16 protein-coding genes and 6 pseudogenes are annotated in these 21,543 nt (G+C 70.1%); 17 read left to right on the top strand and 5 right to left on the bottom strand.

From position 1 onward, the window contains the following. Nucleotides 1-310: 310 nt before the first annotated feature. The 4 genes and pseudogenes from ACZ52J_RS40730 to ACZ52J_RS40715 form a co-directional block, all read left to right on the top strand. Nucleotides 311-511, top strand: a pseudogene (locus ACZ52J_RS40730) (SpoIIE family protein phosphatase); the annotation flags it as partial. Nucleotides 512-667: 156 nt separating this feature from the next. Further along, entirely contained in the window at nt 668-1,159 is a 492-nt protein-coding gene (locus tag ACZ52J_RS40725; RefSeq protein ID WP_465626266.1) for a DUF5994 family protein, read from the top strand. A gap of 55 nt (nt 1,160-1,214) precedes the next feature. Further along, a complete protein-coding gene (locus ACZ52J_RS40720; RefSeq protein ID WP_465626264.1) occupies nt 1,215-1,463 on the top strand; it encodes a hypothetical protein in 249 nt (82 codons plus the stop codon). 729 nt (nt 1,464-2,192) lie between these two features. Further along, nucleotides 2,193-3,030, top strand: a pseudogene (locus tag ACZ52J_RS40715) (IS256 family transposase); the annotation flags it as partial. A 126-nt stretch (nt 3,031-3,156) separates the two neighbouring features. On the opposite strand, the gene ACZ52J_RS40710 reads toward ACZ52J_RS40715, so the two are convergent. Further along, nucleotides 3,157-3,906 (bottom strand): hypothetical protein, encoded by a 750-nt coding sequence (locus ACZ52J_RS40710; protein WP_465626263.1) that lies wholly within the window; start codon nt 3,904-3,906, stop codon nt 3,157-3,159. 481 nt (nt 3,907-4,387) lie between these two features. Between ACZ52J_RS40710 and ACZ52J_RS40705 the strand changes: the two genes are divergently transcribed. From ACZ52J_RS40705 to ACZ52J_RS40655, 11 genes and pseudogenes are all read left to right on the top strand, one after another. Then, on the top strand, nt 4,388-6,073 hold the full coding sequence (locus tag ACZ52J_RS40705; RefSeq protein ID WP_465626261.1) for an ABC transporter substrate-binding protein: 1,686 nt from the start codon (nt 4,388-4,390) through the stop codon (nt 6,071-6,073). After that, a complete protein-coding gene (locus tag ACZ52J_RS40700; RefSeq protein ID WP_465626259.1) occupies nt 6,070-6,951 on the top strand; it encodes an ABC transporter permease in 882 nt (293 codons plus the stop codon). The genes ACZ52J_RS40705 and ACZ52J_RS40700 overlap by 4 nt, the downstream gene beginning before the upstream one ends. Further along, the gene (locus ACZ52J_RS40695; protein WP_465626257.1) at nt 6,948-7,940 is read left to right on the top strand and encodes an ABC transporter permease; all 993 of its coding nucleotides are present in this window, start codon (nt 6,948-6,950) and stop codon (nt 7,938-7,940) included. Before ACZ52J_RS40700 ends, ACZ52J_RS40695 begins: the two co-directional genes overlap by 4 nt. Further along, the gene (locus tag ACZ52J_RS40690) at nt 7,937-8,749 is read left to right on the top strand and encodes an ABC transporter ATP-binding protein (RefSeq protein ID WP_097235659.1); all 813 of its coding nucleotides are present in this window, start codon (nt 7,937-7,939) and stop codon (nt 8,747-8,749) included. Before ACZ52J_RS40695 ends, ACZ52J_RS40690 begins: the two co-directional genes overlap by 4 nt. Then, entirely contained in the window at nt 8,746-9,783 is a 1,038-nt protein-coding gene (locus ACZ52J_RS40685; protein ID WP_465626254.1) for an ABC transporter ATP-binding protein, read from the top strand. Before ACZ52J_RS40690 ends, ACZ52J_RS40685 begins: the two co-directional genes overlap by 4 nt. Continuing rightward, entirely contained in the window at nt 9,783-11,063 is a 1,281-nt protein-coding gene (locus tag ACZ52J_RS40680; RefSeq protein WP_465626293.1) for an alpha/beta fold hydrolase, read from the top strand. Before ACZ52J_RS40685 ends, ACZ52J_RS40680 begins: the two co-directional genes overlap by 1 nt. Before the next feature lie 42 nt (nt 11,064-11,105). Next, entirely contained in the window at nt 11,106-12,284 is a 1,179-nt protein-coding gene (locus tag ACZ52J_RS40675; protein ID WP_465626252.1) for a M6 family metalloprotease domain-containing protein, read from the top strand. Nucleotides 12,285-12,436: 152 nt separating this feature from the next. Next, nucleotides 12,437-13,030, top strand: a complete 594-nt coding sequence (locus ACZ52J_RS40670; protein ID WP_465626251.1) for a hypothetical protein — start codon at nt 12,437-12,439, stop codon at nt 13,028-13,030. A 157-nt stretch (nt 13,031-13,187) separates the two neighbouring features. Beyond that, nucleotides 13,188-13,400: pseudogene (locus ACZ52J_RS40665) on the top strand (dihydrodipicolinate synthase family protein); the annotation flags it as partial. Between the two features lie 33 nt (nt 13,401-13,433). Next, nucleotides 13,434-14,639, top strand: a pseudogene (locus tag ACZ52J_RS40660) (aldehyde dehydrogenase family protein); the annotation flags it as partial. 225 nt (nt 14,640-14,864) lie between these two features. Beyond that, nucleotides 14,865-16,082: a M6 family metalloprotease domain-containing protein gene (locus tag ACZ52J_RS40655; protein WP_465626249.1), complete on the top strand. Its 1,218-nt coding sequence runs from the start codon at nt 14,865-14,867 to the stop codon at nt 16,080-16,082. A 13-nt stretch (nt 16,083-16,095) separates the two neighbouring features. Here ACZ52J_RS40655 and ACZ52J_RS40650 read toward each other — a convergent pair whose 3' ends face one another. After that, nucleotides 16,096-17,166 (bottom strand): RNA-guided endonuclease InsQ/TnpB family protein, encoded by a 1,071-nt coding sequence (locus ACZ52J_RS40650; protein ID WP_465626291.1) that lies wholly within the window; start codon nt 17,164-17,166, stop codon nt 16,096-16,098. A 39-nt stretch (nt 17,167-17,205) separates the two neighbouring features. Here ACZ52J_RS40650 and tnpA point away from each other — a divergent pair. Further along, a pseudogene (gene tnpA / locus ACZ52J_RS40645) lies at nt 17,206-17,574 on the top strand (IS200/IS605 family transposase); the annotation flags it as partial. A gap of 184 nt (nt 17,575-17,758) precedes the next feature. On the opposite strand, the gene ACZ52J_RS40640 reads toward tnpA, so the two are convergent. Continuing rightward, complete coding sequence (locus ACZ52J_RS40640; RefSeq protein WP_465626247.1) at nt 17,759-18,766, bottom strand: LysR family transcriptional regulator; 1,008 nt, start codon at nt 18,764-18,766, stop codon at nt 17,759-17,761. Nucleotides 18,767-19,112: 346 nt separating this feature from the next. Between ACZ52J_RS40640 and ACZ52J_RS40635 the strand changes: the two are divergent. Further along, nucleotides 19,113-19,520 (top strand): annotated as a pseudogene (locus ACZ52J_RS40635) (YihY/virulence factor BrkB family protein); the annotation flags it as partial. A 225-nt stretch (nt 19,521-19,745) separates the two neighbouring features. On the opposite strand, the gene ACZ52J_RS40630 reads toward ACZ52J_RS40635, so the two are convergent. Both ACZ52J_RS40630 and ACZ52J_RS40625 read right to left on the bottom strand, forming a co-directional pair. Then, entirely contained in the window at nt 19,746-19,958 is a 213-nt protein-coding gene (locus ACZ52J_RS40630; protein ID WP_465626245.1) for a hypothetical protein, read from the bottom strand. After that, nucleotides 19,928-20,425: an IS3 family transposase gene (locus ACZ52J_RS40625; RefSeq protein WP_465626243.1), complete on the bottom strand. Its 498-nt coding sequence runs from the start codon at nt 20,423-20,425 to the stop codon at nt 19,928-19,930. The genes ACZ52J_RS40630 and ACZ52J_RS40625 overlap by 31 nt, the downstream gene beginning before the upstream one ends. Nucleotides 20,426-21,543 lie beyond the last annotated feature (1,118 nt).

Here is a 21,543-nt window from a genome sequence, read left to right as displayed (position 1 = left end):
CGGGCCGCCCGCCGTGGGGCGGGAGGGCTCCGAACGCTCGGCGGTGAGGAGGTCGCCATGGCTTCCGTACTGCGGTGGGCGATCGCCCTGCCCGGTGCCCGGCACCCACGCGCCGCCCGAGACGGTCGTCGTGCATTCGGCCGCCGACTTCGGCCCGAACCGGGAGCCGGTCCGCACGGTCGGCCCTCGGGTGGCAGTGGTGCGGCCGTGTCGTCCTCAGCATTGGTGCGGCATGACGAACGCGCCGAGACCAGGGGTGAGCGGCCCTCGCGCGGCGCTGGACGGCGGCACGGTGACCGGGTCCTGTGGTTTCACCGACGGCCTGGTCGAGGAGCGCGAGGCCGGCGGGATGCAGTTCGGGGAGGAACAGCTCATCGACTGGGTCAACCGCGTCGAGCGATCGCAGGACGGGGTGCGGGCCGTGGTGCGCGCGCTTTCCCACATCCTGAAGGAGAAGCGGGGCGGTCGTACGAGCGACGACGCGACCCTGTTCCTGATCGAGTGGCGCTGAGACGCCCGCACCCCCGCCCCGGTTCTCCTGACCGGCCGGATCGGTCCGGCGCGGGCGGAGTACCGTGGAGATGTCGGGGCGGCCCGAGCCGCAGCGCCCTGAGGGCCGGGCCTCGCTCAGCGGGCTCGGCCCGCGTCCACGGACAGGTGGCGAGCCATGTCGGACGAAACCGGTGCCTCGCACCACGGGCTTCTGCCGGACCGGTTCCGGCAGGCCGCGCAGCCGGGGACGGTCCTGCTGCGCCTGGAGACCACCCAGTCACGCGAAGGTGCGCTCGACGGCGCGTGGTGGCCGCGTTCACGTGACATCGGCGCCGAACTGCCTGGCCTGGTCCGCGCGTTGACCGAACACCTCGGCCCCGTGGCGAGCGTCGGCCTGGACACGGAAGCCTGGGACGACGTCCCGGCCCGCCTGGTCGTCGACGGCCGGTCGGTGCACATCGACCGGTATCCGGTCGGCGACGACACCGTGATCATCACGCGGGGCGACCGCGATCACTTCAGCCTGCTCGTCGTCCCCCCGCAGGCGAGCCAGGAGGCGGCCCTGGCCGCGATGGCCCGCGCGGTCGAGGCCGACGGAACCGACTCGGCACGGCAGATCCTCATCGCCACCGGCATCGGTCCCGAGCCACCGGGCGAAGCGTCCTGAGGGACGGCCTCGTGGGCCGGAGTCCTCGGGCAGACAGGAAAGGCGGGACGCAGAGATGTCCGTCTACGTGAAGCTCTCGACCGACGCCCGGGCACCGGCGGAGCCGTCGAAGGGACCGCTGGACCTGCAGTACGAGGACGACACGGACAGCGGCGTCACCTTCGAGTACGACCTGCACCCGAGTGGTGCGCTGCGCGTCCTGCGGGTCTTCGAGGACACGCCCCACCGGATCGAGGCCTGCTTCAGCCCCGGGGCATGGCTCCAGGCCGCGGGCACCTACCTGCGAAGCGGCTCCGAGTACTGACGACGATCCGTTCAGAGCGAACCGCAGGCCGTCGGCGGCGGTTCGCCCCGGTCGCGCGGGGTGCGCGCACCGGCCCCCGTGCCGGAACCGGACGGCGGAGCACGACCAGTACGCCGACCAGTCCGACGGATGCCGGTGAATATCTTCCGCCGCCACAACGCCGTCTCCAGCGCGTCCAGTGACAGGTCGGCGCGCATGCGGGTCGTCGAAGCCGTCGCCCGAGCCCTGAACACCAGCCTCACGGCGCCCGCGGGGACGTCTCCTACGCCCTCGCCGCCCTGGCAGGCGACCAGCTCACGACCGTCTCCTCGCCGACCTTTCCCACGGCTACGCGCCGTTGTTCGGCCGCGCCGACCTCACCACCGCGGCTTGACCCGGACCGGGCAATGGCCGTCACCGGTACCGTGCGGAAGCTCGCCCAACGGGCAGCACCGCGCATTCGCAGCGGCCGCCACGCCAGGTTCAGGGTCGACCTGAACGCCTGGTCGGGCAGGGTCGCGATTCTGGCGCGCGCGGCGGCGGCTCGGGGGGTTGCCGCCGCCGCGCAGCGGCAGATTACCTCACACCCGGACGCCGCAAAATCTATGCTCGCCGGAGTAGACATTCCTTGCGGGCGGGTCTAGCGTTTCGCTCGTAGACAGGAGTCGGCGATACCGGCCAGACAGGGTCTGCACTTTGAACTTTGAACGGTGCAACTCCCGATCATGGAAGTAGCACCTGATGAGCGACGTGACTGTCTCCGTTGAGGCGGTTGAAGAGGTCCGGCCGGTCGAGCTGCCGGCGGACCCGTTGGACGACCAGTTGATCGCCCAGCTGGTCGACCGGGCCCGGGCGGGTGGCCTGCAGCTGACCGGTGAGGGCGGGCTGCCGCAGCAGCTGACCAGGCGCGTGCTGGAGTCCGCCCTGGAGGGCGAGATCACCGACCACCTCGGATACGAGAAGCACGACCCGGCCGGGGCGGGCAGCGGGAACTCGCGCAACGGAGTACGGCCGAAGACCGTCCTGACCGAGGTCGGCCCGGTCGAGATCGAGGTGCCTCGCGACCGGGAGGGCAGCTTCGAGCCGCAGATCGTCAAGAAGCGGCAGCGCCGCCTGACCGGCGTGGACGAGAGATGGTGCTGTCGCTGTCCGCGCGCGGCCTGACGCACGGCGACATCTCCGCCCACCTGGCGGAGGTCTACGGCGCGAGCGTGTCCAAGACGACCATCTCCACCATCACCGACAAGGTCATCGACGGGATGACGGAGTGGCGGAACCGGCCGCTCGACCCGGTCTGTCCGGTGATCTTCATCGACTGCGTGCATGTGAAGGTGCGCGACGGGCAGGTGGCGAACCGGCCCGTCTGCGTCGCCCTGGCGGTCACCGTCGACGGCACCCGCGACATCCTCGGCCTGTGGGCCGGCGACGGCGGCGAGGGCGTCAAGTACTGGCTCCAGGTGCTGACAGAGATCAAGAACCGGGGCGTCCAGGCGGCGTCCAGGACGTGTGCATGGTCGTCTGCGACGGCCTGAAGGGCCTGCCCGAAGCCATCGAGACGGTATGGCCGCCGGCGATCACCCAGACATGCGGGTTGGCCGAGCCCAGGCTGCGTGGCTCCAGCCGCCCACAGGCGGGGAACCAAGGTGAGCAACTCTGGCGAGGCCATGAGCGCGGGTGGCCGATTTCGGGGATGGCCGCCTGGCGAGCAAACCGGTCAGAGGGCCACGGTCGCGGTGTTGATGACGCATTTGCGGCCGTGCTTGGCTGACCGCACGCCGGACACGCCGGGCACCGCAGCCCAACTGAGGCAGGTGCTGCTGTCCGCCTTCGCGAAAGTGACCGTCGTGTGCGAGAAGGAGAGCGGACCGGCGTACGGGGCGCCGTCGTAGTTCTCGATGTAGAACATCACGCGGTCCTGGGCCTGGCCCTGGAGGTCGAAGCTGAAGGAGACTCGCTTCCCCTTGTCGCCGATGGTCTGGACCCACTGGCCACTGGCCGACTCCAGTTTCAGGTCGACCTCCAACTTGTCACCGGGCTTCACCAGCATTGCCGCTCCCGAGAAGCATCCCTGGTCCCCGGGCTGGCTCCCCAGCGTGTTGACATACTGTCCGGAGATCCACCACGAGGAGTACGCTTCAGCAGGCTTGCCCGCCGCAGGCGCGCAACTCGGCCCCCAGGTCAGGACCGGCTGCAGCACCCCCTTGCCGATCGGCTCGAAGTTCACTCCGTTGTCGACGGGCTCGAGTCCGGGCCAGAGGAAGGTGGTGCCGACCTTGGACGGCATCGGCGGGACCACGAAGCTGGTCGACAGCTCGACGATCTGGTTCGAGGCCGGAGTATAGAGATTCACCCGGCCTTGGTTGTGAACCGATCCCGCAGTGCCACCTGCCTTGTCCGCCCCACCTCCGGGGCTCACGGAGGCCTCGGCCGTGGTGCCGGCGAGTATCGACGCCGCGAACGTCACGCATCCTGCGCAGACGGTGGCCCATTTCCTCGCACGCATCATCATCACTCCATGGGTGGGTGGCGGTCTCCAGGACAGGATGCTGAGCAGGCGGGCGGCTCCGCCAGCATCCATTTCCCCATAACGACGTGTTATGAGGCGCCCCGCCGTCCCGACCCCGCCCCGACTACCCGGACACCCGCTGAACGCACGTGTCCGAGGAAGCTCAGCTTGCGGGCGGTCTCGGTGAGCCGCTCTCGGAAACCGCATCACCACCAACTACCGCCACGCCTGGTCCGCCGTCAACGCACCGAACCCTCCCGCCCGATAACTCAGGCCTCGGCAGCGACAGTCCGACCCCGGGCACGTCTACGCCATCTACGGCGAGGTCCCGTGCGAAGGCCATAACACGATGTGATGGTGCACTGGGATCTTCTGGGACGTCCCCCGGTCGGTCACTCTTCTCCCACGCATGAAATGTCACATCGTGCAAGGAGAAGACGTGAGACAGCGAAGAGTCGGGCTGGCCCTCGGTGCGGCCCTGGGGCTGCTGTCGGTTGCCGGGTGCACGGGATCCGACAGCGGCGTCGCCGGCGGACCGAACGCGGCCCCGGTGAAGGGCGGCACGCTGCACGTGCTGTCCACCCTCGACCTGGAGCATCTCGACCCGGCACGTAACTACGTCACGTCCTCGCAGGACGTGGGCCGACTGATCTACCGGACGCTGACCACCTTCGCCGCCGCGCCGGGGCAGGCGGGCGGGAAGATCGTGCCCGACCTGGCCACCGACACCGGGCGCCCCAGCGACGGTGCCAGGACCTGGACCTTCACGCTCAAGCCCGGTGTGAAGTTCGAGGACGGCCGGCCGATCACCAGCGCGGACGTCAAGTACGGCGTGGAGCGGACCTTCGCCGCCGAGCTGCCCGAAGGCCCCCCGTACGCCCGGATGTGGCTGGTGGGTGGCGACAGCTACAAGGGGCCGTACAAGGATCCCGCCGGGCTCGCCTCGATCGGGACCCCCGACGACAACACCGTCGTCTTCCATCTCAAGCAGCCGGTGGCCGACTTCGGCTCGGCGGCGTCGCTGCCGATGTTCGCCCCGGTACCGCAGGACAAGGACACCGGCGTCAACTACGACTCCCGCCCGTTCTCCTCCGGCCCGTACAAGATCGACGGCTTCGACCCCAAGAAGCAGCTCACCCTGGTCCGCAACACCGACTGGGACCCGGCCGCCGACACCGTCCGCAAAGCCATGCCCGACAAGGTCGTCATCGACCTGGGCCTGGACGCCGCCGTGGTCGACCAGCGGCTGATCGCCGGCCAGGGGGAGGACGCGAACGCGGTCGCGATGGAGCCGATCGGCCCGGCCTCGGTCGGGCGAGTGCTGAACGACCCGCGGCTGAAGAGCCGGCTGGTCACCGGCGACTCGATCAACACCCGCTACCTGAGCATCAACACCAAGCACAAGCCGCTCGACGACGTCCGGGTGCGCCAGGCCGTCGCCTACGCGCTGGACAAGGACGCCCTGCGCACCACCCGCGGCGGCCCGATCGCCGGCGACCTGGCGACCAGCCTACTGCCACCGTCCCTCGGCTACCCGGCCGAGGACCCCTACCCGAGCAAGGACGGCAAGGGTGATCCGGACAAGGCCAAGGCGCTGCTCGCCGAGGCGGGCCACGCCTCCGACCTCACCCTGACCCTCGACGCCCCCGCCACGGCCACCGGCAAGGCACAGGCCGAGGCGGTCCAGGCCTCGCTCGGCCGGGCCGGCATCACCGTGAAGATCAACGAGATCAGCTCCTCCGCCTTCTACAGCACCGTCGGCAACACCTCCCAGGAGCACGACCTGGTGATCGCCGGCTGGTCCCCGGACTGGCCCGGCGCCTCGACGTACCTGCCGATCGTGTTCGACGGCCGCCTGATCACCGCCCAGGGCAACAACAACTACGCGCAGTACGACTCCCCGGCCGTCGACGCGCAGATCGACACGATCGCCGCCATGGGCGACCCGGCCGCGGCCCAGGCGGCGTACGGCCAGCTGGCCGAGCAGATCATGCGGGACGCCCCGGTGGTGCCGTTCCTGTGGGACAAGGCGCCGATCCTCGTCGGTCCGAACGTCACCGGAGCGTACGGGCAGGTCGCCTATGTCGGCAGGCTCGACCTGGTCTCCCTGGGGTTGCGCAAGTGACCGTCATCCGAAGGCTGTTGGCCCAGCGCTCCGCGGCCCTGGCGCTGGCCGTGGTGGCCGGGCTGGTCCTGGTCGCGCTGGCCGCGCCATTGATCACCTGGATCGCCGGGAGCTCGCCGACGGCCTTCCACGGCGACGCGGTGGACCCGGCGCTCGGCGGCCTGCCGCGGGGCGCGGCGGGCGGGATCAGCGCCCGGCACTGGCTGGGCGTGGAGCCCGTCAACGGCCGGGACGTGCTCGCCCGGGTGGTGTACGGCGCACAGGTGTCCCTGCTGATCGCCGTGCTCGCCACCGTGTTCTCGGTGGTGGTGGGCACGGCGCTGGGCCTGGTCGCCGGGTTCTTCGGCGGGTGGGTCGACACCGCGATCGGCCGCACGATGGACCTGCTGCTGTCCTTCCCCAGCCTGATCTTCATGATCGCGCTGATCTCGGCGGCGCCGGGCACGGACCGCCGGCTGCTGCTGGTCGTGGTCCTCGGCTTCTTCGGCTGGCCTTACGTCGGCCGGATCGTGCGCGGGCAGGCGATGGTGCTCGCGCGGGGCGAGTTCGTCGCGGCCGCCCGGGTGCTCGGCGCCTCCCGCCGGGCGCTGCTGCTGCGCGAGGTGCTGCCCAACCTGACCGGACCGGTGCTGGTGGTGGCGACCATGTCGATCCCCGGCTACATCGCCACCGAGGCCGGCCTGTCCTTCCTCGGCGTTGGCGTCCAGGCCCCCACCGCCTCCTGGGGCCAGATGATCGCCACCGCGGTGCCCTGGTACGCCGCCGACCCCGCCTACTTCCTGATCCCCGGCGCCTTCCTGTTCGTCACCGTGCTCGCCTTCAACGTGCTCGGCGACGCCGTCCGTGACGCGCTCGACCCCCGGAGCCAGCGACGATGATCCTCTACCTCCTGCGCAGACTGGCCGTCACGGCGGCCATCCTGCTGGTGATCTGCGCCGCCACCTTCGCCGTCTTCTACCTGATGCCCGCCGACCCGGCGCAGGGCGCCTGCGGCAAGGCGTGCAGCCCCGAGCGGATCGCCGAGATCCGCACCACCCTCGGGCTGAACCACTCGCCGCTCACCCAGTTCGGCGACTACCTGGCCGGCATCGTCTCCGGCCGGACGTACGGCAGCGGCGCGCAGGCCGTCAACTGCCCCTTCCCGTGCCTGGGCTTCAGCTTCCAGACCGACCAGCCGGTGTGGCAGCTGCTCACCAGCAGGCTGCCGGTCAGCTTCTCGATCGCCGTCGGTGCCGCCGTGCTGTGGCTCGCCGTCGGCGTCGGCGCCGGGGTGGTCTCGGCCCTGCGCCGCGGCAGCCTGTGGGACCGGGCCGCGATGACGGCCGCCCTCGGCGGGGTGTCGCTGCCGATCTACCTCACCGCCCTGGTGCTGCAGTACCTGCTGGTGGTGCGGCTCGAACTGCTGCCGTACCCGCAGGTCGTGCCGTTCACCGACGACCCGGTCGGCTGGGCGCGGTCGATGGTGATGCCCTGGATCACCCTCGCCATGCTGTACGCCGGGATCTACGCCCGGGTCACCCGCGGCGAGATGCTGGAGAGCCTGGGCCAGAACTACGTGCGCACCGCCCGCGCCAAGGGCCTGCCCGAGATCACCGTCGTGCGGCGGCACGCCCTGCGGCCCGCCCTGATGCCGGTCGTGACCATCTTCGGCATGGACCTGGGTGCGCTGCTCGGCGGCGCGCTGATCACCGAGTCGGTGTTCGGCCTGCCCGGCGTCGGCAAGCTGGCGGCCGATGCGATCGCCTCCGCCGACCAGCCGGTGATCCTCGGGGTGACCCTGTTCGCGGCCTCCTTCGTGGTGCTCGCCAACCTGCTGGTGGACCTGCTGTACGCGGTGCTCGACCCGAGAGTGAGGGCCCTCGGATGACCCTGCTGACAGTACGTGACCTGGCCGTGGAGTTCCGCTCCGGAGTCCGCGCCGTGGACGGGCTCGACCTCGACCTGGACGCGGGGCAGGTGCTCGGCGTGGTCGGCGAGTCCGGCAGCGGCAAGTCGGTCACCAGCCTGGCCGTCCTCGGCCTGCTGCGCGACGCCCGGGTCAGCGGCGAGATCCACTTCGACGGTCGGGAGCTGACCGCACTCGACCAGCGCTCGCTGCGCCGACTGCGAGGCAACCGGATCGCGATGGTCTTCCAGGACCCGCTGTCCTGCCTCAACCCGTACTACTCGGTGGCCTTCCAGATCGCCGAGGCCTACCGGGCGCACCACCGCGCCGGACGCAGAGCGGCGCACCGGGTCGCGGTGCGCATGCTGGACCGGGTCGGCATCCCCGAGCCGGAACGACGGGCCCGCTCGTACCCGCACGAGTTCTCCGGCGGAATGCGCCAGCGCGTGATGATCGCGATGGCGCTGTGCCTGGAACCCGACCTGCTGATCGCCGACGAGCCGACCACCGCGCTCGACGTCACCGTGCAGGCGCAGATCCTCCAACTGCTGCGCGAGCTACGGGAGGAAGCCGGCACGGCCATCATGCTCATCACCCACGACATGGGCGTGGTCGCCGGGCTGGCCGACCAGGTCGTGGTGATGCACCAGGGCCGCGCCGTCGAACGCGGCCCGGTGCGGGACGTCTTCCAGCGGCCGCGGGAGCCGTACACCCGCGGCCTGCTCGCCTGCGTCCCGCGCATCGACGGACCCCTGCCGGACCGGCTGCCCACCCTGGGAGCCACCACATGAGCGAGCGAGCCATCAGGAGGAGCACGGTGAGTGAGGCGGACCGGCGAGCAGCGGAAGGAGGCGGTCGCACCGTTCTGCTCGAAACGCGGAACCTCGTCAAGCGCTTCCCGGTCCGCCACGGTCTGACGCGGCGGCTGGCCGGCCACGTCGCAGCCGTCGACGGAGTCTCCCTGACCGTCGGGCCCGGCGAGACCCTCGGCCTGGTCGGCGAATCCGGATGCGGCAAGTCCACCGTCGCCAAACTGATCACCCGCCTGGAACGGCCCACCTCGGGCAGTATCCACTTCGCCGGGCAAGACCTGGCCGGGTTGGACGAGACGGCCCTGCGCCCGCTCCGCCGCGAGCTGCAGATGGTCTTCCAGGATCCCTTCTCCTCGCTCAACCCCCGCCAGAGCGTCCGCCAGATCCTCACCGCACCCTCCCGCTACCAGGGCCTCGAACCCGGCGAACCGGTCGAGGAGTTGCTGACCCGGGTCGGGCTGCGACCGGAACACGCAGACCGGAACCCCCACGAGTTCTCCGGCGGACAGGCCCAACGCATCGGCATCGCACGGGCGTTGGCCCTGCGCCCGAAGCTGGTGGTGTGCGACGAACCGGTCTCGGCCCTCGACGTCTCGGTCCAGGCGCAGATCCTCAACCTGCTCAAGGACCTGCAGGACGAGTACGGGCTGAGTTACCTGTTCATCGCGCACGACCTCGGCGCCGTGCGCCAGATCAGCACCCGGATCGCCGTGATGTACCTCGGATCGGTCGTCGAAACCGCCGACCGCGACACCCTGTTCGCCCACCCCGCACACCCGTACACCCACGCCCTGCTGTCCGCCGTGCCCCTGCCCGACCCGGACGCCGAACGCGGGCGGGAGCGGATCGTGCTCCACGGCGACTTGCCCAGCCCGCTCGACCCGCCCAGCGGCTGCCGCTTCCGCACCCGCTGCCCCAAGGCCGGTGAACTCTGCGCCGCCGAACGCCCCGAGCTGCGGACGATCGCCCCCGGACAGCAAGTCGCCTGCCACTACCCCGAGAGGACGCCGTGATCCGCGCCCAGTACCGGCTGTCCGGGCTCGCCATCACCGACCACGCCTTCGACGTGCCGCTCGACCACACCGACCCCGCGCGGGGAACCATCGAGGTGTTCGCCCGGGAGGTCGTCGATCCGGCGCGGGCCGACGACCGGCTGCCCTGGCTGCTCTACCTCCAAGGCGGCCCGGGCGGGAAGTCCCCCCGCCCGCTGAACGCCACCTCCGGCTGGCTCGGCCACGCGCTCAGGAGCCACCGGGTGCTGCTGCTGGACCAACGTGGCACCGGCCGCTCCACACCGCTGACCGCCAGGACCGCCGCCCGGTTCGGCGCCGCCCGTGACCTGGCCGACCACCTCGCCCATTTCCGCGCCGACTCGATCGTCGCCGACGCCGAACTGATCCGCCGCCAACTATGCGGCGACGAGCCATGGGAGACCCTCGGACAGAGCTATGGCGGCTTCGTCACCCTCAGCTACCTCTCCTTCGCCCCCGAAGGCCTGCGCGCCTGCTACATCACCGGCGGCCTGCCCGGCCTCGACACCACCGCCGACGACGTCTACGCGGCCACGTACCCCCGGGTCCGGGAGAAGACGACCGCGTACTACGCCCGCTACCCCGGCGACCGCCAACTCGTGTGCAGGCTGGCCGATCTCCTCGACCGGAGCCCGGTCCACCTGCCCGACGGCGACCGGCTCACGGTACGGCGGCTGCGCATCCTCGGCCTGATGCTCGGCATGGGAGACGGCTTCGAGCGCCTGCACTGGCTGCTCGACGAGGCACTCGACCTCGACGGCGAGCCCTCGGCCACCTTCCTGCACCAGGTGATGAACCTGACCGCCTTCACCGACAACCCGCTCTTCGCCGCCCTCCAGGAGTCGATCTACGGCCGCCCCGGAGCCGCCACCGGCTGGGCCGCCGCCCGGGCCATGGCCACCCGTCCCGAGTTCGCCGAGGACGCCGACCCCCTGCTGTTCACCGGCGAGATGTTCCACCCCTGGACGTTCGAGGAGATCACCGGGCTGCGCCCGTTCGCCGAGGCCGTCCACCTGCTCGCCGAACGCACCGACTGGCCCGCCCTGTACGACCCGGTCCGACTCGCCGCGAACCGGGTCCCGATCGCCGCCGCCATCTACCACGACGACATGTACGTGGACGCCGGCCTGTCCCTGCGCACCGCCCGCACGGTCGGCTCCCTGCGCACCTGGGTCACCAACGAGTGGGAGCACGACGGGGTCACCGCCTCCGGCGACCGCGTCCTCGCCCGCCTGATGGACCTTGCCGCCGCGCGCATCTGATCCCCCACCACCCCGCCCCTGCGGTGGGAAAGGAACGAAGAGATGAGACTCGAGTCCCTCGCCGCCGTACTTGCCGCGACCCTCCCCCTGGTCGCCGCCACCCCGGCCCTTGCGGATACCGCCCGGGCCACCATCGTCGCGCCCGCCTCCGGCTGCGCCCTGCCTGGGAAGACCGGCTGGACCGACGAAGGCCACAACACCGACTACACGCAGTTCCAGCAGCCCCTGGGCACCAAGCACGTGCTGATGCTGTTCGTCGACTTCTCCGACGCACCGGCCGCCGGATCCGTCGACGACTACTACCGCGAACTCGCCCCCGCGCAGGAGTGGATGAAGCAGGACTCCTACGGCAAGCTCCGCCTCGACATCGATCCGCTGAAGCGGTGGATCACCATGCCGCAGACCTCCGCCTCCTACGGATTCCAGCGCGGCATCACGTTCGACGAGCAGGAGCTGTACGTGAAGCAGGCCGTCCAGGCCGCCGATCCGTACGTGGACTTCTCCAAGTACGACATGCTGTACATCGTCCCCACCAAGTCCGCCTCCGCGATCACCTTCTCGCCCACCTACCTCTACGACCCGACCACCGCCGGCATCACCGCCGACGGCACCCGGATCAAGTGGGCGATCACCTTCGGCCAGGACATGTACCACTGGGGCTACAAGGTCGCCGACCACGAGACCTCCCACACCTTCGGACTGCCCGACCTCTACGCCTTCACCGGCACCGACGTCCACCCCTACGTCGGCGGCTGGGACCTCATGGGTAACATCGCCGGCCCGGCGCCGCAGCACACCGGCTGGGAGCGCTGGAAGTTCGGCTGGATCGACGACGGCCAGGTCGCCTGCCTGCCCGCCTCCGGCAGTCGCACCGTCCACCTGAAGGCCGTCGAACGCCCCGGCGGAACCAAGATCGCCATGGTCCGCACCGGTGAGGACACGGCGTACGTCGCGGAATCCCGCCGAGCCGTCGCCGGGGACGCCAAGGCCTGCTCCACCGGCGTGCTGATCTACAAGGTCGACACCTCCACCCAGACGGGATACGGGCCCGTCCAGGTGGTCAACGGCAACCCGGGCGCGACCCCGCCGAGCGGCTGCACCGCTCTCGACATGGCCGCCTACCAGCCCGGCCAGTCCTTCACCGACCCCGCCACCGGGGTGAAGATCGACGTGCTGCGCAAGGGTCCGCTCTCCGACACCATCCAGGTCACCAAGCAGTAGAGCCGGCGGTGACCACCCCTCAGCTCGCGCCGTGACGCTGCAGGGAGACCCCCACAGCAGCTCCGCTCCGACCGGCGCGAACACTCCCGGCCAGGATTGACACCTGGCCGGGAGCCGGTCCCGGCCCGCCGGGCATCGTTCCCCTGCCCGGCGTGGTAACCGCAGGAGGCGCCCAGGCCATGCTCAAGGGCGGCCTCGCGCTGCCCGGCCGGCGGATCTTCGTCGCCGGCAGCGGGCCGCTGCTGCTCGCCGTCGTGGCCACCCTGGCAGCGGCCGGAGCCGACGTGCCCTCGGTCATCGAGGCGAGCGACTACCTCGGCTCGCCAATCACCGCGGATGGCGTGCGGGCCCTGGCCGTGGACGACCGGCAGCGCACCAGCCTGCCGGGCCCGTACGCGGCCGGCGAGACCTGCGGCATCGGCGGCGCCGACCTGGCGATCGCCGAGGGCGAACTGGCCGCGTACGCCGTGGCCGCACGCCCGGCGCCGGCTGCCGCTCGCCGCCACCGCGCCCGCCGCCGCGCCTTCGCGGAACTCATGGGCGCCGCCCACTGCCCCGGCACCGGCTGGACCGCCTGGCTGCACGACGACACGGACGTGTGCCGCTGCGAGGAGGTCCCGACCGGCCGCATCCGCGCGGCCGTGGCCGACCTGGCGCCGGCGACCCCCGCACCGCCAAGCTCCTCACCCGCGCCGGCATGGGCTGGTGCCAAGGCTGGATGTGCGGCCTGGCCGTCGGCTGCCTGACCGGCCGACCGGCACCCGACGCCGACCGCCGACCGCCGACCGCCGACCTGCCCCATTCCCCTGGCCCAACTCGCCGACCAGTGAGCCCAGTGGCCGGCATCACCCAAGCCATCCCCTGCCCGCCAGTAAAATGTCACACCCCACAAGGAGTTCTCGCATGTCCTTCGCATCGCATGACGCCACCCGGCCCTGGCGGGGCATCATGGTCGCCACCGCGCTGCCGCTGCGCCCCGACCTGTCCGTCGACTACGACGCCTACGCTGAGCACGTCCGCTGGCTGGTCGACAACGGCTGCGACGGCGTCGTCCCCAACGGCTCGCTCGGCGAGTACCAGACCCTCACCGCCGAGGAGCGCGCCCGGGCCGCCCAGCCCGGCTGACTCGCCGCCGGGGCCGCCGCCCGATCCGCCGCCCTGAGCAAGGCCGCCGAGGCGATCGAGGCACACGCCGCCGAACTGGCCGAGCTGACCGTGCGCGAGGTCGGCAAACCGCTCGCGGAGGCCGGCGCCGAGGTGGCCCGCACCGCCGCGATCTGGCGGTACTACGCCCAGGCACCGTACGCACCCACCGGCACGGTGCACGAGCCGGCCGCAGGCGAGGGACTGCTGTTGACCCGTCGGCGTCCCTACGGTGTGGCCGGGCTGATCACCCCGTGGAACTTCCCGCTCGCCATCCCCACGTGGAAGGCCGCGCCCGCACTGACCACCGGCAACACCGTCGTGCTCAAGCCCGCACCCGAGGCGACCGCCCTGGCCCTGCGGCTGGCCGAGCTCCTTGCCCTGCCGGAAGGAGTCTTCACCGTCGTCCCCGGCGGGGCCGACGAAGGTGACGCACTGGTCCGCTCGGCCGACGTGGTCTCGTTCACCGGCTCGACCGCCGTGGGCCGGGCCGTCGTCGCCACCACGACTGCCCGCGGAGTACCGGTACAGGCAGAACTGGGCGGCGCGAACGCCGCGCTGGTGCTGCCCGACGCCGACATCGAGCAGGCCGCCGCCCACCTGGCCGCCGCGATCGCCGGATACGCCGGGCAGAAGTGCACCGCTACCAGCAGGGTGATCGCCGTCGGTGACGCGTACCGGCCGCTGCGCGCCGCGATCGCCAAGGCCCTGGCAGACGTCGAACTCGCCCCGGTGATCAACGAGTCCGCGCTCTCCCGGCTCACCCACGCGGTCGACTCGGCCCGCGCCGCCGGGGCCGAGACGGTGACCGGCGGACAGCGGATCGACGCGCCGGGATGGTTCCTGGAGCCGACCCTGCTGACCGGCGTCCCGGAGGAGCACCCGCTGCTGACCGAGGAGTTCTTCGGCCCACTGGCCGTCCTGCTGCCCGCGGCGGACCTGGACCAGGCGATCACAAGGGCCAACTCCAGTCCCCAGAGCCTCGCCACCTCCGTGCACACCCAGGACCTGGACCTGGCGCTGACCGCAGTCGACCGCCTGGACGCAGGCATGATCCGGATCAACGCGCCCTCCACCGGTGTCGACTTCCACCTGCCGTTCGGCGGCGCCAAGGCGGCCATCCACGGCGCCCGCGAACAGGGCACCGCCGCGCTGCAGTTCTTCACCGCCGAGCGAACCGTCACGATGCTGCCCGGCGGAGCACCCAGGTGATCACGCCCAGAGGGCTTCGGAAGGGAGGTCTCCGATTCCATAACGCAACGTGATGGAGGGCTGGGAGCTACCGAAGGCAATGATCGATCCGGACGATAGCCTGCACGCTTCCCGCACGGCGGCAGTAGCCGACCGTACCCGGGAGCGCACAGGACACCCGGCTGACTACCCGCCAGGGCACAGCCAGCAGGGCTCGTCACCGGATCGATCCCTTCGGAGGCCCCCATGGACCCCTCAGTCAGACCCCGGCGCCCCCTGTCGGCAGCGCTCATCCTCGTCCTGGCCGCCCTGCTGGCCCTGGTCGTCGTCCCCGCGCACCCCGCCCACGCGTACAACGGCAGCACCTCCGCCTGCGCGCTGCAGGGGACGACTGGGTACACCGACGAGGGCCAGCAGACCGACTACACCCGGTTCCAGAACCCGATCGGCATCAAGCGCATCGGCCTGATCTACGTCGACTTCCCCGACGCCGCCGGCACCGCCCTGCCCCTCACGTCGTACTATGACACGCTCAAGGGCGCCAACGACTGGATGCGGAACGCCTCCTACGGCCAGACCACGCTGGACATCCAGGTCCCGTACGCCGACTGGGTCCACATGCCGAAGAACTCCACGGACTACAACTGGGAACGCGGCTTCTCCTGGTCCACGCACCAGGTCTACGTGAAGGACGCGCTCACCGCCGCGGCCAACGCCGGCGTCGACCTCTCCCAGTACGACATGTTCTACGTCGTGCCCACCGCCACCGCGACCGCGATCGGCCACTCCCCGACCTTCATCCAGGACCCCGCCTCCCCGACCTGGGTCTGGAACCCGCCGACGAGCAGCTGGGTACTGATCCACTGGGCGGTGACCTTCGGCCAGGACATGTGGTCCTGGGGATACAAGGTCGCCGACCACGAGACCAGCCACACCTTCGGCCTGCCCGACCTGTACGCCTTCAGCGGGGACCTGAACCAGTACGTCGGCGGCTGGGACCTCATGGGCAAGATCTCCGGACCGGCCCCGCTGTACTTCGGCTGGGAGGCGTGGAAGTTCGGGTGGATCACCGACAGCCAGGTGTCCTGCCTGGACACGGCGAACACGTACACCACAACCCTGACCGGGCTGGAGTACGGGGGCAGCGGCTACCGGCTGGCGGTGATCAAGACCAGGGGCACCACCGCCTACGTCGCCGAGTCCCGCAAGGCCGCCTACAACGACTCCAGCGCCTGCGCCACCGGCGTCGTCATCTACAAGGTCGACACCTCCATCACCACCGGCAACGGGCCGATCCAGGTGGTCACCAACCCCAAAGCCGTCCCACCCACCGGGAACTGCGCCACGCTGGACATGCAGACCTGGCAACCCGGCCAGTGGTTCCAGGACGACACCGCCCGCATCCGGATCTACGTGAACGCCTCCGACGCGTCCACCGACACCCTCTGGACCTACAAGTGGTGACCCCTTGACTTCCTCAACCGGCCTGAAGGCCGGTGATTCCCTCCACGCTGCGCGCGGATGGCGCGGCGTCCGGGTGGGTTCCTGCTTCACGGCGCGGTGCCGGGACGAGTCCCGGTCTTACTCGCGCTCCACAGGCTGAGACCGCAAGTCCTGCGGCCTTGGCTATGTTCCGGGCCGCGTTCACGTCCCGGTCGTGGACGGTCCCGCAGTCCCGACAGGTCCACTCCCGGACGTGGAGGGGCTTGGGGCCGTCCTTGATCCCGCAGTGCGAGCAGACCTGAGATGTCGGCTCGAACCGTCCGATGCGGATCAGGTCGCGTCCGTGGCGGCCGGACTTGTATTCCAGCATGTTCAGGAACGCGGACCATCCGGCGTCGTGCACCGACTTGGCGAGGCGGGTCCGGGCGAGTCCCTTGACCGCCAGTGTCTCGACCGCGAGCGCTTGGTTTTCGCGCACGAGGGCAGTGGAGAGTTGGTGGTGGAACTCGCGCCGGGCGTCGGCCACCTTGGCGTGCGCCTTGGCGACCTTGACCCGCTGCTTGTCGCGGTTGCTGCTGCCCCTGGCCTTGCGGGACAGGGCCTGCTGCGCGCGCTTGAGCTTCCTCTCGGCGCGGCACAGGAACTTCGGTGAGTCGATCTTCCGGCCGTCCGACAGGACCGCGAAGTGGGTCAGCCCCAGATCGATGCCCACGGCCGTGTCCGTGGTCGGCAACAGGTCGGGGTCGGTCTCCACGACGAACGAGGCGAAGTACCTTCCGGCGGCGTCCTTGATCACGGTCACCGTGGATGGGGTGGCCGGCAGCACGCGGGACCACTTGACCGGAACCGGGCCGACCTTAGGCAGGTTCAGTTTCCCGCCCGGTGTGATCGACCAGCGGGCGTTCGCGGTGAACCTGACGGCCTGTCGGTTGTCCCGCTTGGACTTGAACCGGGGCGGTGCGATCCTCGGGCCCTTGCGGGTGCCCTTGAGGGAGGCGAAGAAGTTGCCGTACGCGGTCTCAAGATCCCTGAGCGACTGCTGTAGGACCACGGCGGACACGTCCCCCAGCCAAGCCCGTTCCGGAGTCTTCTTCGCCTCCGTCAGAGCCTTCGACAGCTCGGCTGCCTTCGGGAACGGCAGACCGGCCGCCCGTGCGTCCTCACGCGCCCGAAGTTCCGGCACAAGGTGTTCACTGACACCCACCTACGGCGGATGGAAGAGATCATGCGAGACGTGTGCGCGGACTTCGAAGTGGAGTTGGTCGAGTTCAACGGCGAGAACAATCACGTCCACCTCTTGGTGAACTTCCCCCCGAAGGTCGCCCTGTCCAAGCTGGTCAACAGCCTCAAGGGCGTCAGCTCTCGCAGGATGCGCCAGGAGTTCCCCGAACTGGTCCGCCACTACTGGCGCGCACAGAAGCTGTGGTCCGGCTCGTACTTCGCGGGCTCAGTCGGCGGCGCGCCGATCAGCGTCCTACGCCAGTACATCGAGCAACAGAACCACCCCGTCTGACCTGCGCGTCAGAGCATCACTCAGAATCGCTTCACCCCCGGCCTGAAGGCCGGAGCACTGCGATTAGCTCTGGTAGCACCGGAACGCCTCCGACCAACGGGCGGTGCGGCCGGTGCGACAGGCGCCGACCGCATCGCACCGCCGCAGGCTCCACCGCGCGGATCGTGTCACACCACCGGGCGCCTCACCCAGAGCGAGGCACGCCACTGCTCAACACGCCCACCGCAGTGCGCTGCGGCGGCACGGCGCCGTCGTGCCTTTCGAGCCAGCCCTGGTAGACCGTGCTGCGGGCGCACGCCGTCCGGTACGCCTCGATGACGTCCTGCACGAGGGAGGGGCCCAACGTTTCCAACGGCCCCTCCTCGTGCCAGGCGAGCAGGTGCCGGTACCAGAGCGGATTCCCGGCGATCGGACGTACGGCGATGCCCGGGACCTCCTCGAAGGTGGCCTGGCAGAAGCTCACCGCGTGGCCGTGGCGAACGATGTCCAGGAGGAGTCGGCCCTCCGCCTCGTGGACGACGCGCATGCGATGCCCCAGGACGAGCAGGGTCCTGGACCAGTACTCACGGATCCGGTCGTTGTCCGGCCGAGGAGCGGCCCAGTCCTCTTCCTCCAGATCCTCCAGCGCGACCTCCTCCAGCGCCGCCAGCGGATGGGCTGCCGGCAGTGCCACGAAGAGCGGCTCGGTGGCGATCGGCTCGACGGTGACTCCAGGGGGGAGCACGAGCTCATAACCGGGGCTGTCGCCCACCACGGCCGCCTCAAGACGGCCGCCCGCGATGTCCTCGACGAGCGGGACGGGGCATCCGTGGCCCCGCGAACTGATCTCGGCCTCCGGATGGTGCGACCTGATCGCCGTGATCAACCCGCCGAGCAGGGGAGCGTTGACGGAGCCGAGCCGGAAACGGTGCGGCGAACAGCTCCTCCGCGCGGCGAGAGCGGAGGCCTCCAGCAGTTCGTCGATGGTCGGCAGCAGCGCCCGTGCCCGGCTCAGCACCACCTCCCCGAAGGCGGTCGGGACGACACCCGACTGCGCGCGGCTGAACAGCTCACCGCCGAGCGCCCGCTCGATCCGCGTCAACTGGGCACTGAGACCGGGCTGGGTCAGCCGCAACGACGCGGCGGCCCGCGTCAAACTGCCGCTGTCCGCGATGCTGCAGATGATCCGGAGGTGCCGGAATTCGAGCTCCATGGCGAGATGCTACGGAGATCAGTCCCACATCAGTAGGGGTGCGTCGGTAACGACCCGGCCATCAGACCTGCGCTGTTCGATCTCGCCCGGCGCAGCCGCCTCCCGACGGCCTCGCCGCAGGAGGCCTGGCGCAGGGCCTCAGGCGGTTGCGCGTGGCGGTCGCGGGCGCCGTCGCGCAGCACTTTCCCGCGTTGGGGTCGCGCGGATCGAGGCCGTTTTCCGGCCCGGTCCACTGGCCGGTTCGGGTAGCAGTCGGTGCGAACACGCGGGGCATGGGACTGATCCGCAGACACCGGCGTGAACAGGAGCAAGAGCGCGCTGCCACGACGACGTTTGGGGCTGTCGAGGCGGGCGGCCCGGAGCCGAGGGGCCGACGGACGTTCCCGTCGGGGGCTGGTTCGCGGTGCTCAAACCTACCGGCATGGAGTTCCTGGACGACGAGTTGTTCGACCGGGCCGCGGCGCTGACCTACTACGGCGTGCTGGCGATCTTCCCGGCTCTGCTGGTGCTGGTCTCGTTGCTCGGGCTGACCGGCACGTCGGCGACCAACGCCGTTCCGGACAATCTGCAGAAGCTCGCCCCTGGCTCGGCTCGTGACGTCCTGCACACCGCCGTGACCCAGCTCCAGGCCAGCCGTGGCACCGGCGGACTGCCGGCGATCATCGGCCTCGTCGGCTCTCTCTGGTCTGCCTCCGGCTATATTGCGGCGTTCATTCGTGCGTCCAACGCGGTCTACGACATCCGCGAGGGCCGAGTTCCGAGCGGTCCATGAGGACCGCGACCCGGTCTCCGGTCTCCACCCCGCGCGCCTGGAGCGTCCAGGCGAGACTGTTTGCACGACGGTTCATTCGCCATATGTCATCGTCCCCTGATAGGGGACGACGCCGATCGCGTCGGGCTGTGCGGCGGCGCGGGCCGCGCACAGGTCGACACGTCGGTTCAGGTCGGTATCGCTCGGCGCCCTGCAGTGTCTCGCGTTTCAGCGTCGCGTTGAACGCCTCCGCGGCGGCGTTGTCCGCCGAAGTGCCCACGGCCCCACGGCTTCTGGTGACACGAGTTCGCGGCAGACCTTCGCGAAGTCCTTGGAACAGCATTGGGCGCCGTTGTCGCTGTGGAAAACCGCGCCGCGCAGGTCACCACCCCTGATCGCGGCGGCCGCCTTCAGAGCGTCGGTGACGGGTTCGGTTCGCATGTGGTCGGCGATCGACCAGCCCACGAGCCGTTCGAGTGCAGATCCAAAACCGTTGCCAGGTAGAGGAACTGGCCGTCGCCGATGGGCAGGTAGGTGATGTCGCCGACCAGCCGCACTCCGGGGCGGGGTGCGGTGAAGTCGCGCCCGATCAGGTCCGGGACGAACACCGGCTTGCGGGCCTGGCGGGTCAGGCCACGGCGCCGGCACCGGGTCACGACCGTGATGCCGCGCTCGCGCATGATCCGCTCCACCCTCTTCCGGTTGACTGCCCGGCTCTGGCGGCGAAGTTCCGCATGCACGCGCGGGACGCCGTAGGCACTCCGGAAGCGAGGTGGATCACGGTGATCTCGGCCGCGAGCAGTTCCTCCTCGCGCAGGCGGGCCCGGCGGGCGGCCTCGCCGGCCCGCCAGGCACAGAACGACGACCGGGAGATCCCCAGGACGGCACAGATCCGCTTGACGCCCCACGCGCCGTGGTGATCATCAACGAAACGGAAGCGGATCACCGTGTCGTCTCGGTCGCGAAATAGGCGGCCGCCTTGCGCAGGATCTCGATCGTCTTCTGCTGCTCGACGGTCTGGCGCCGCTACCGAGTGAACTCCTCGCGTTCGGCGCTCGTCAGCTCGCCCGGCCGGCCCGCGCCCCGGTCGGTCCTGTCCTGCTTGACCCAGCCCCGCAGCCCCTCCGGACTGACCCCCCAGTTCCCGGGCGATCTCGGTGACATTCCGGTGTGGCGAGGACCGGACGAGCGCGACCGCGTCCCGCTTGAACTCCGCCGTGTACCGCTTGGCCATGTTGCTCTTGATTCCCACCTGGTGCTGCTTCCTCCGGGCTTGCATCGCCCAGTCTCCACGTGTCCAACCTCAAGGGGAGACTTCACAACCCGTCCTCCGCCGAACCACGGCACACGGCCCCGCCCCAGAAAAGGCCGTTCCCCGCATTCCTGCGGGGAACGGCCTTCCGGCCTGCATGAACGTAGCGCCGACCGGGGCAACAGGATCTGAATCCGCACCCCCCTGACCCCCATTCACCCTGTGATCTTTCCCACCGAAAAGGCGGACATTTTTTCGATCACGGGTCGCAGAGCCGGGGATCCTGCCTCAGTGATCAGCATATTCGCCTCCTCGCGATCGTCCTACCGGTAACTTCTTCCGGTACTTTCCAGGATACTCCTTATTGTGAGACTTCGAGCCCGCCGCGCACATGAGTCAGTATTTGAAAATTCCCCTGCGTGACGCTTGACCAGAATATCCACCCGAGATATTTCCTGTGGCTCACCCCACAGTCACAGGATCCATCCTGGCCGAGGTGTCGCAGGTGAGGGCCGGCGCCATGCCGGGACAGGGGAAGTGCCGGTGAGTCCTACGCCGATCCACGTGGAGGCCGGGCGAGGAAGCCGGCCGACGGAGAGTACTGCTGCGGGAAAACCGTGGTTCGTGGCGGAGTTCGCACGGAAGAACCGCACGACTGCGGTGGACCGGTCGAAACGCAGGGAGCTGACGATTAATAACTTACGGACCTGATGACGTACTTGGGGTCGTAGGATCTCGGCGTGACGGAGGAGACCGAGACCGTGCTCGGGGAGG

It is taken from the genome of Kitasatospora sp. NPDC034035, from assembly GCF_055575755.1.
Note: the sequence above shows the minus strand (reverse complement) of the source record. Positions and strands in the feature narration are given on the sequence as shown.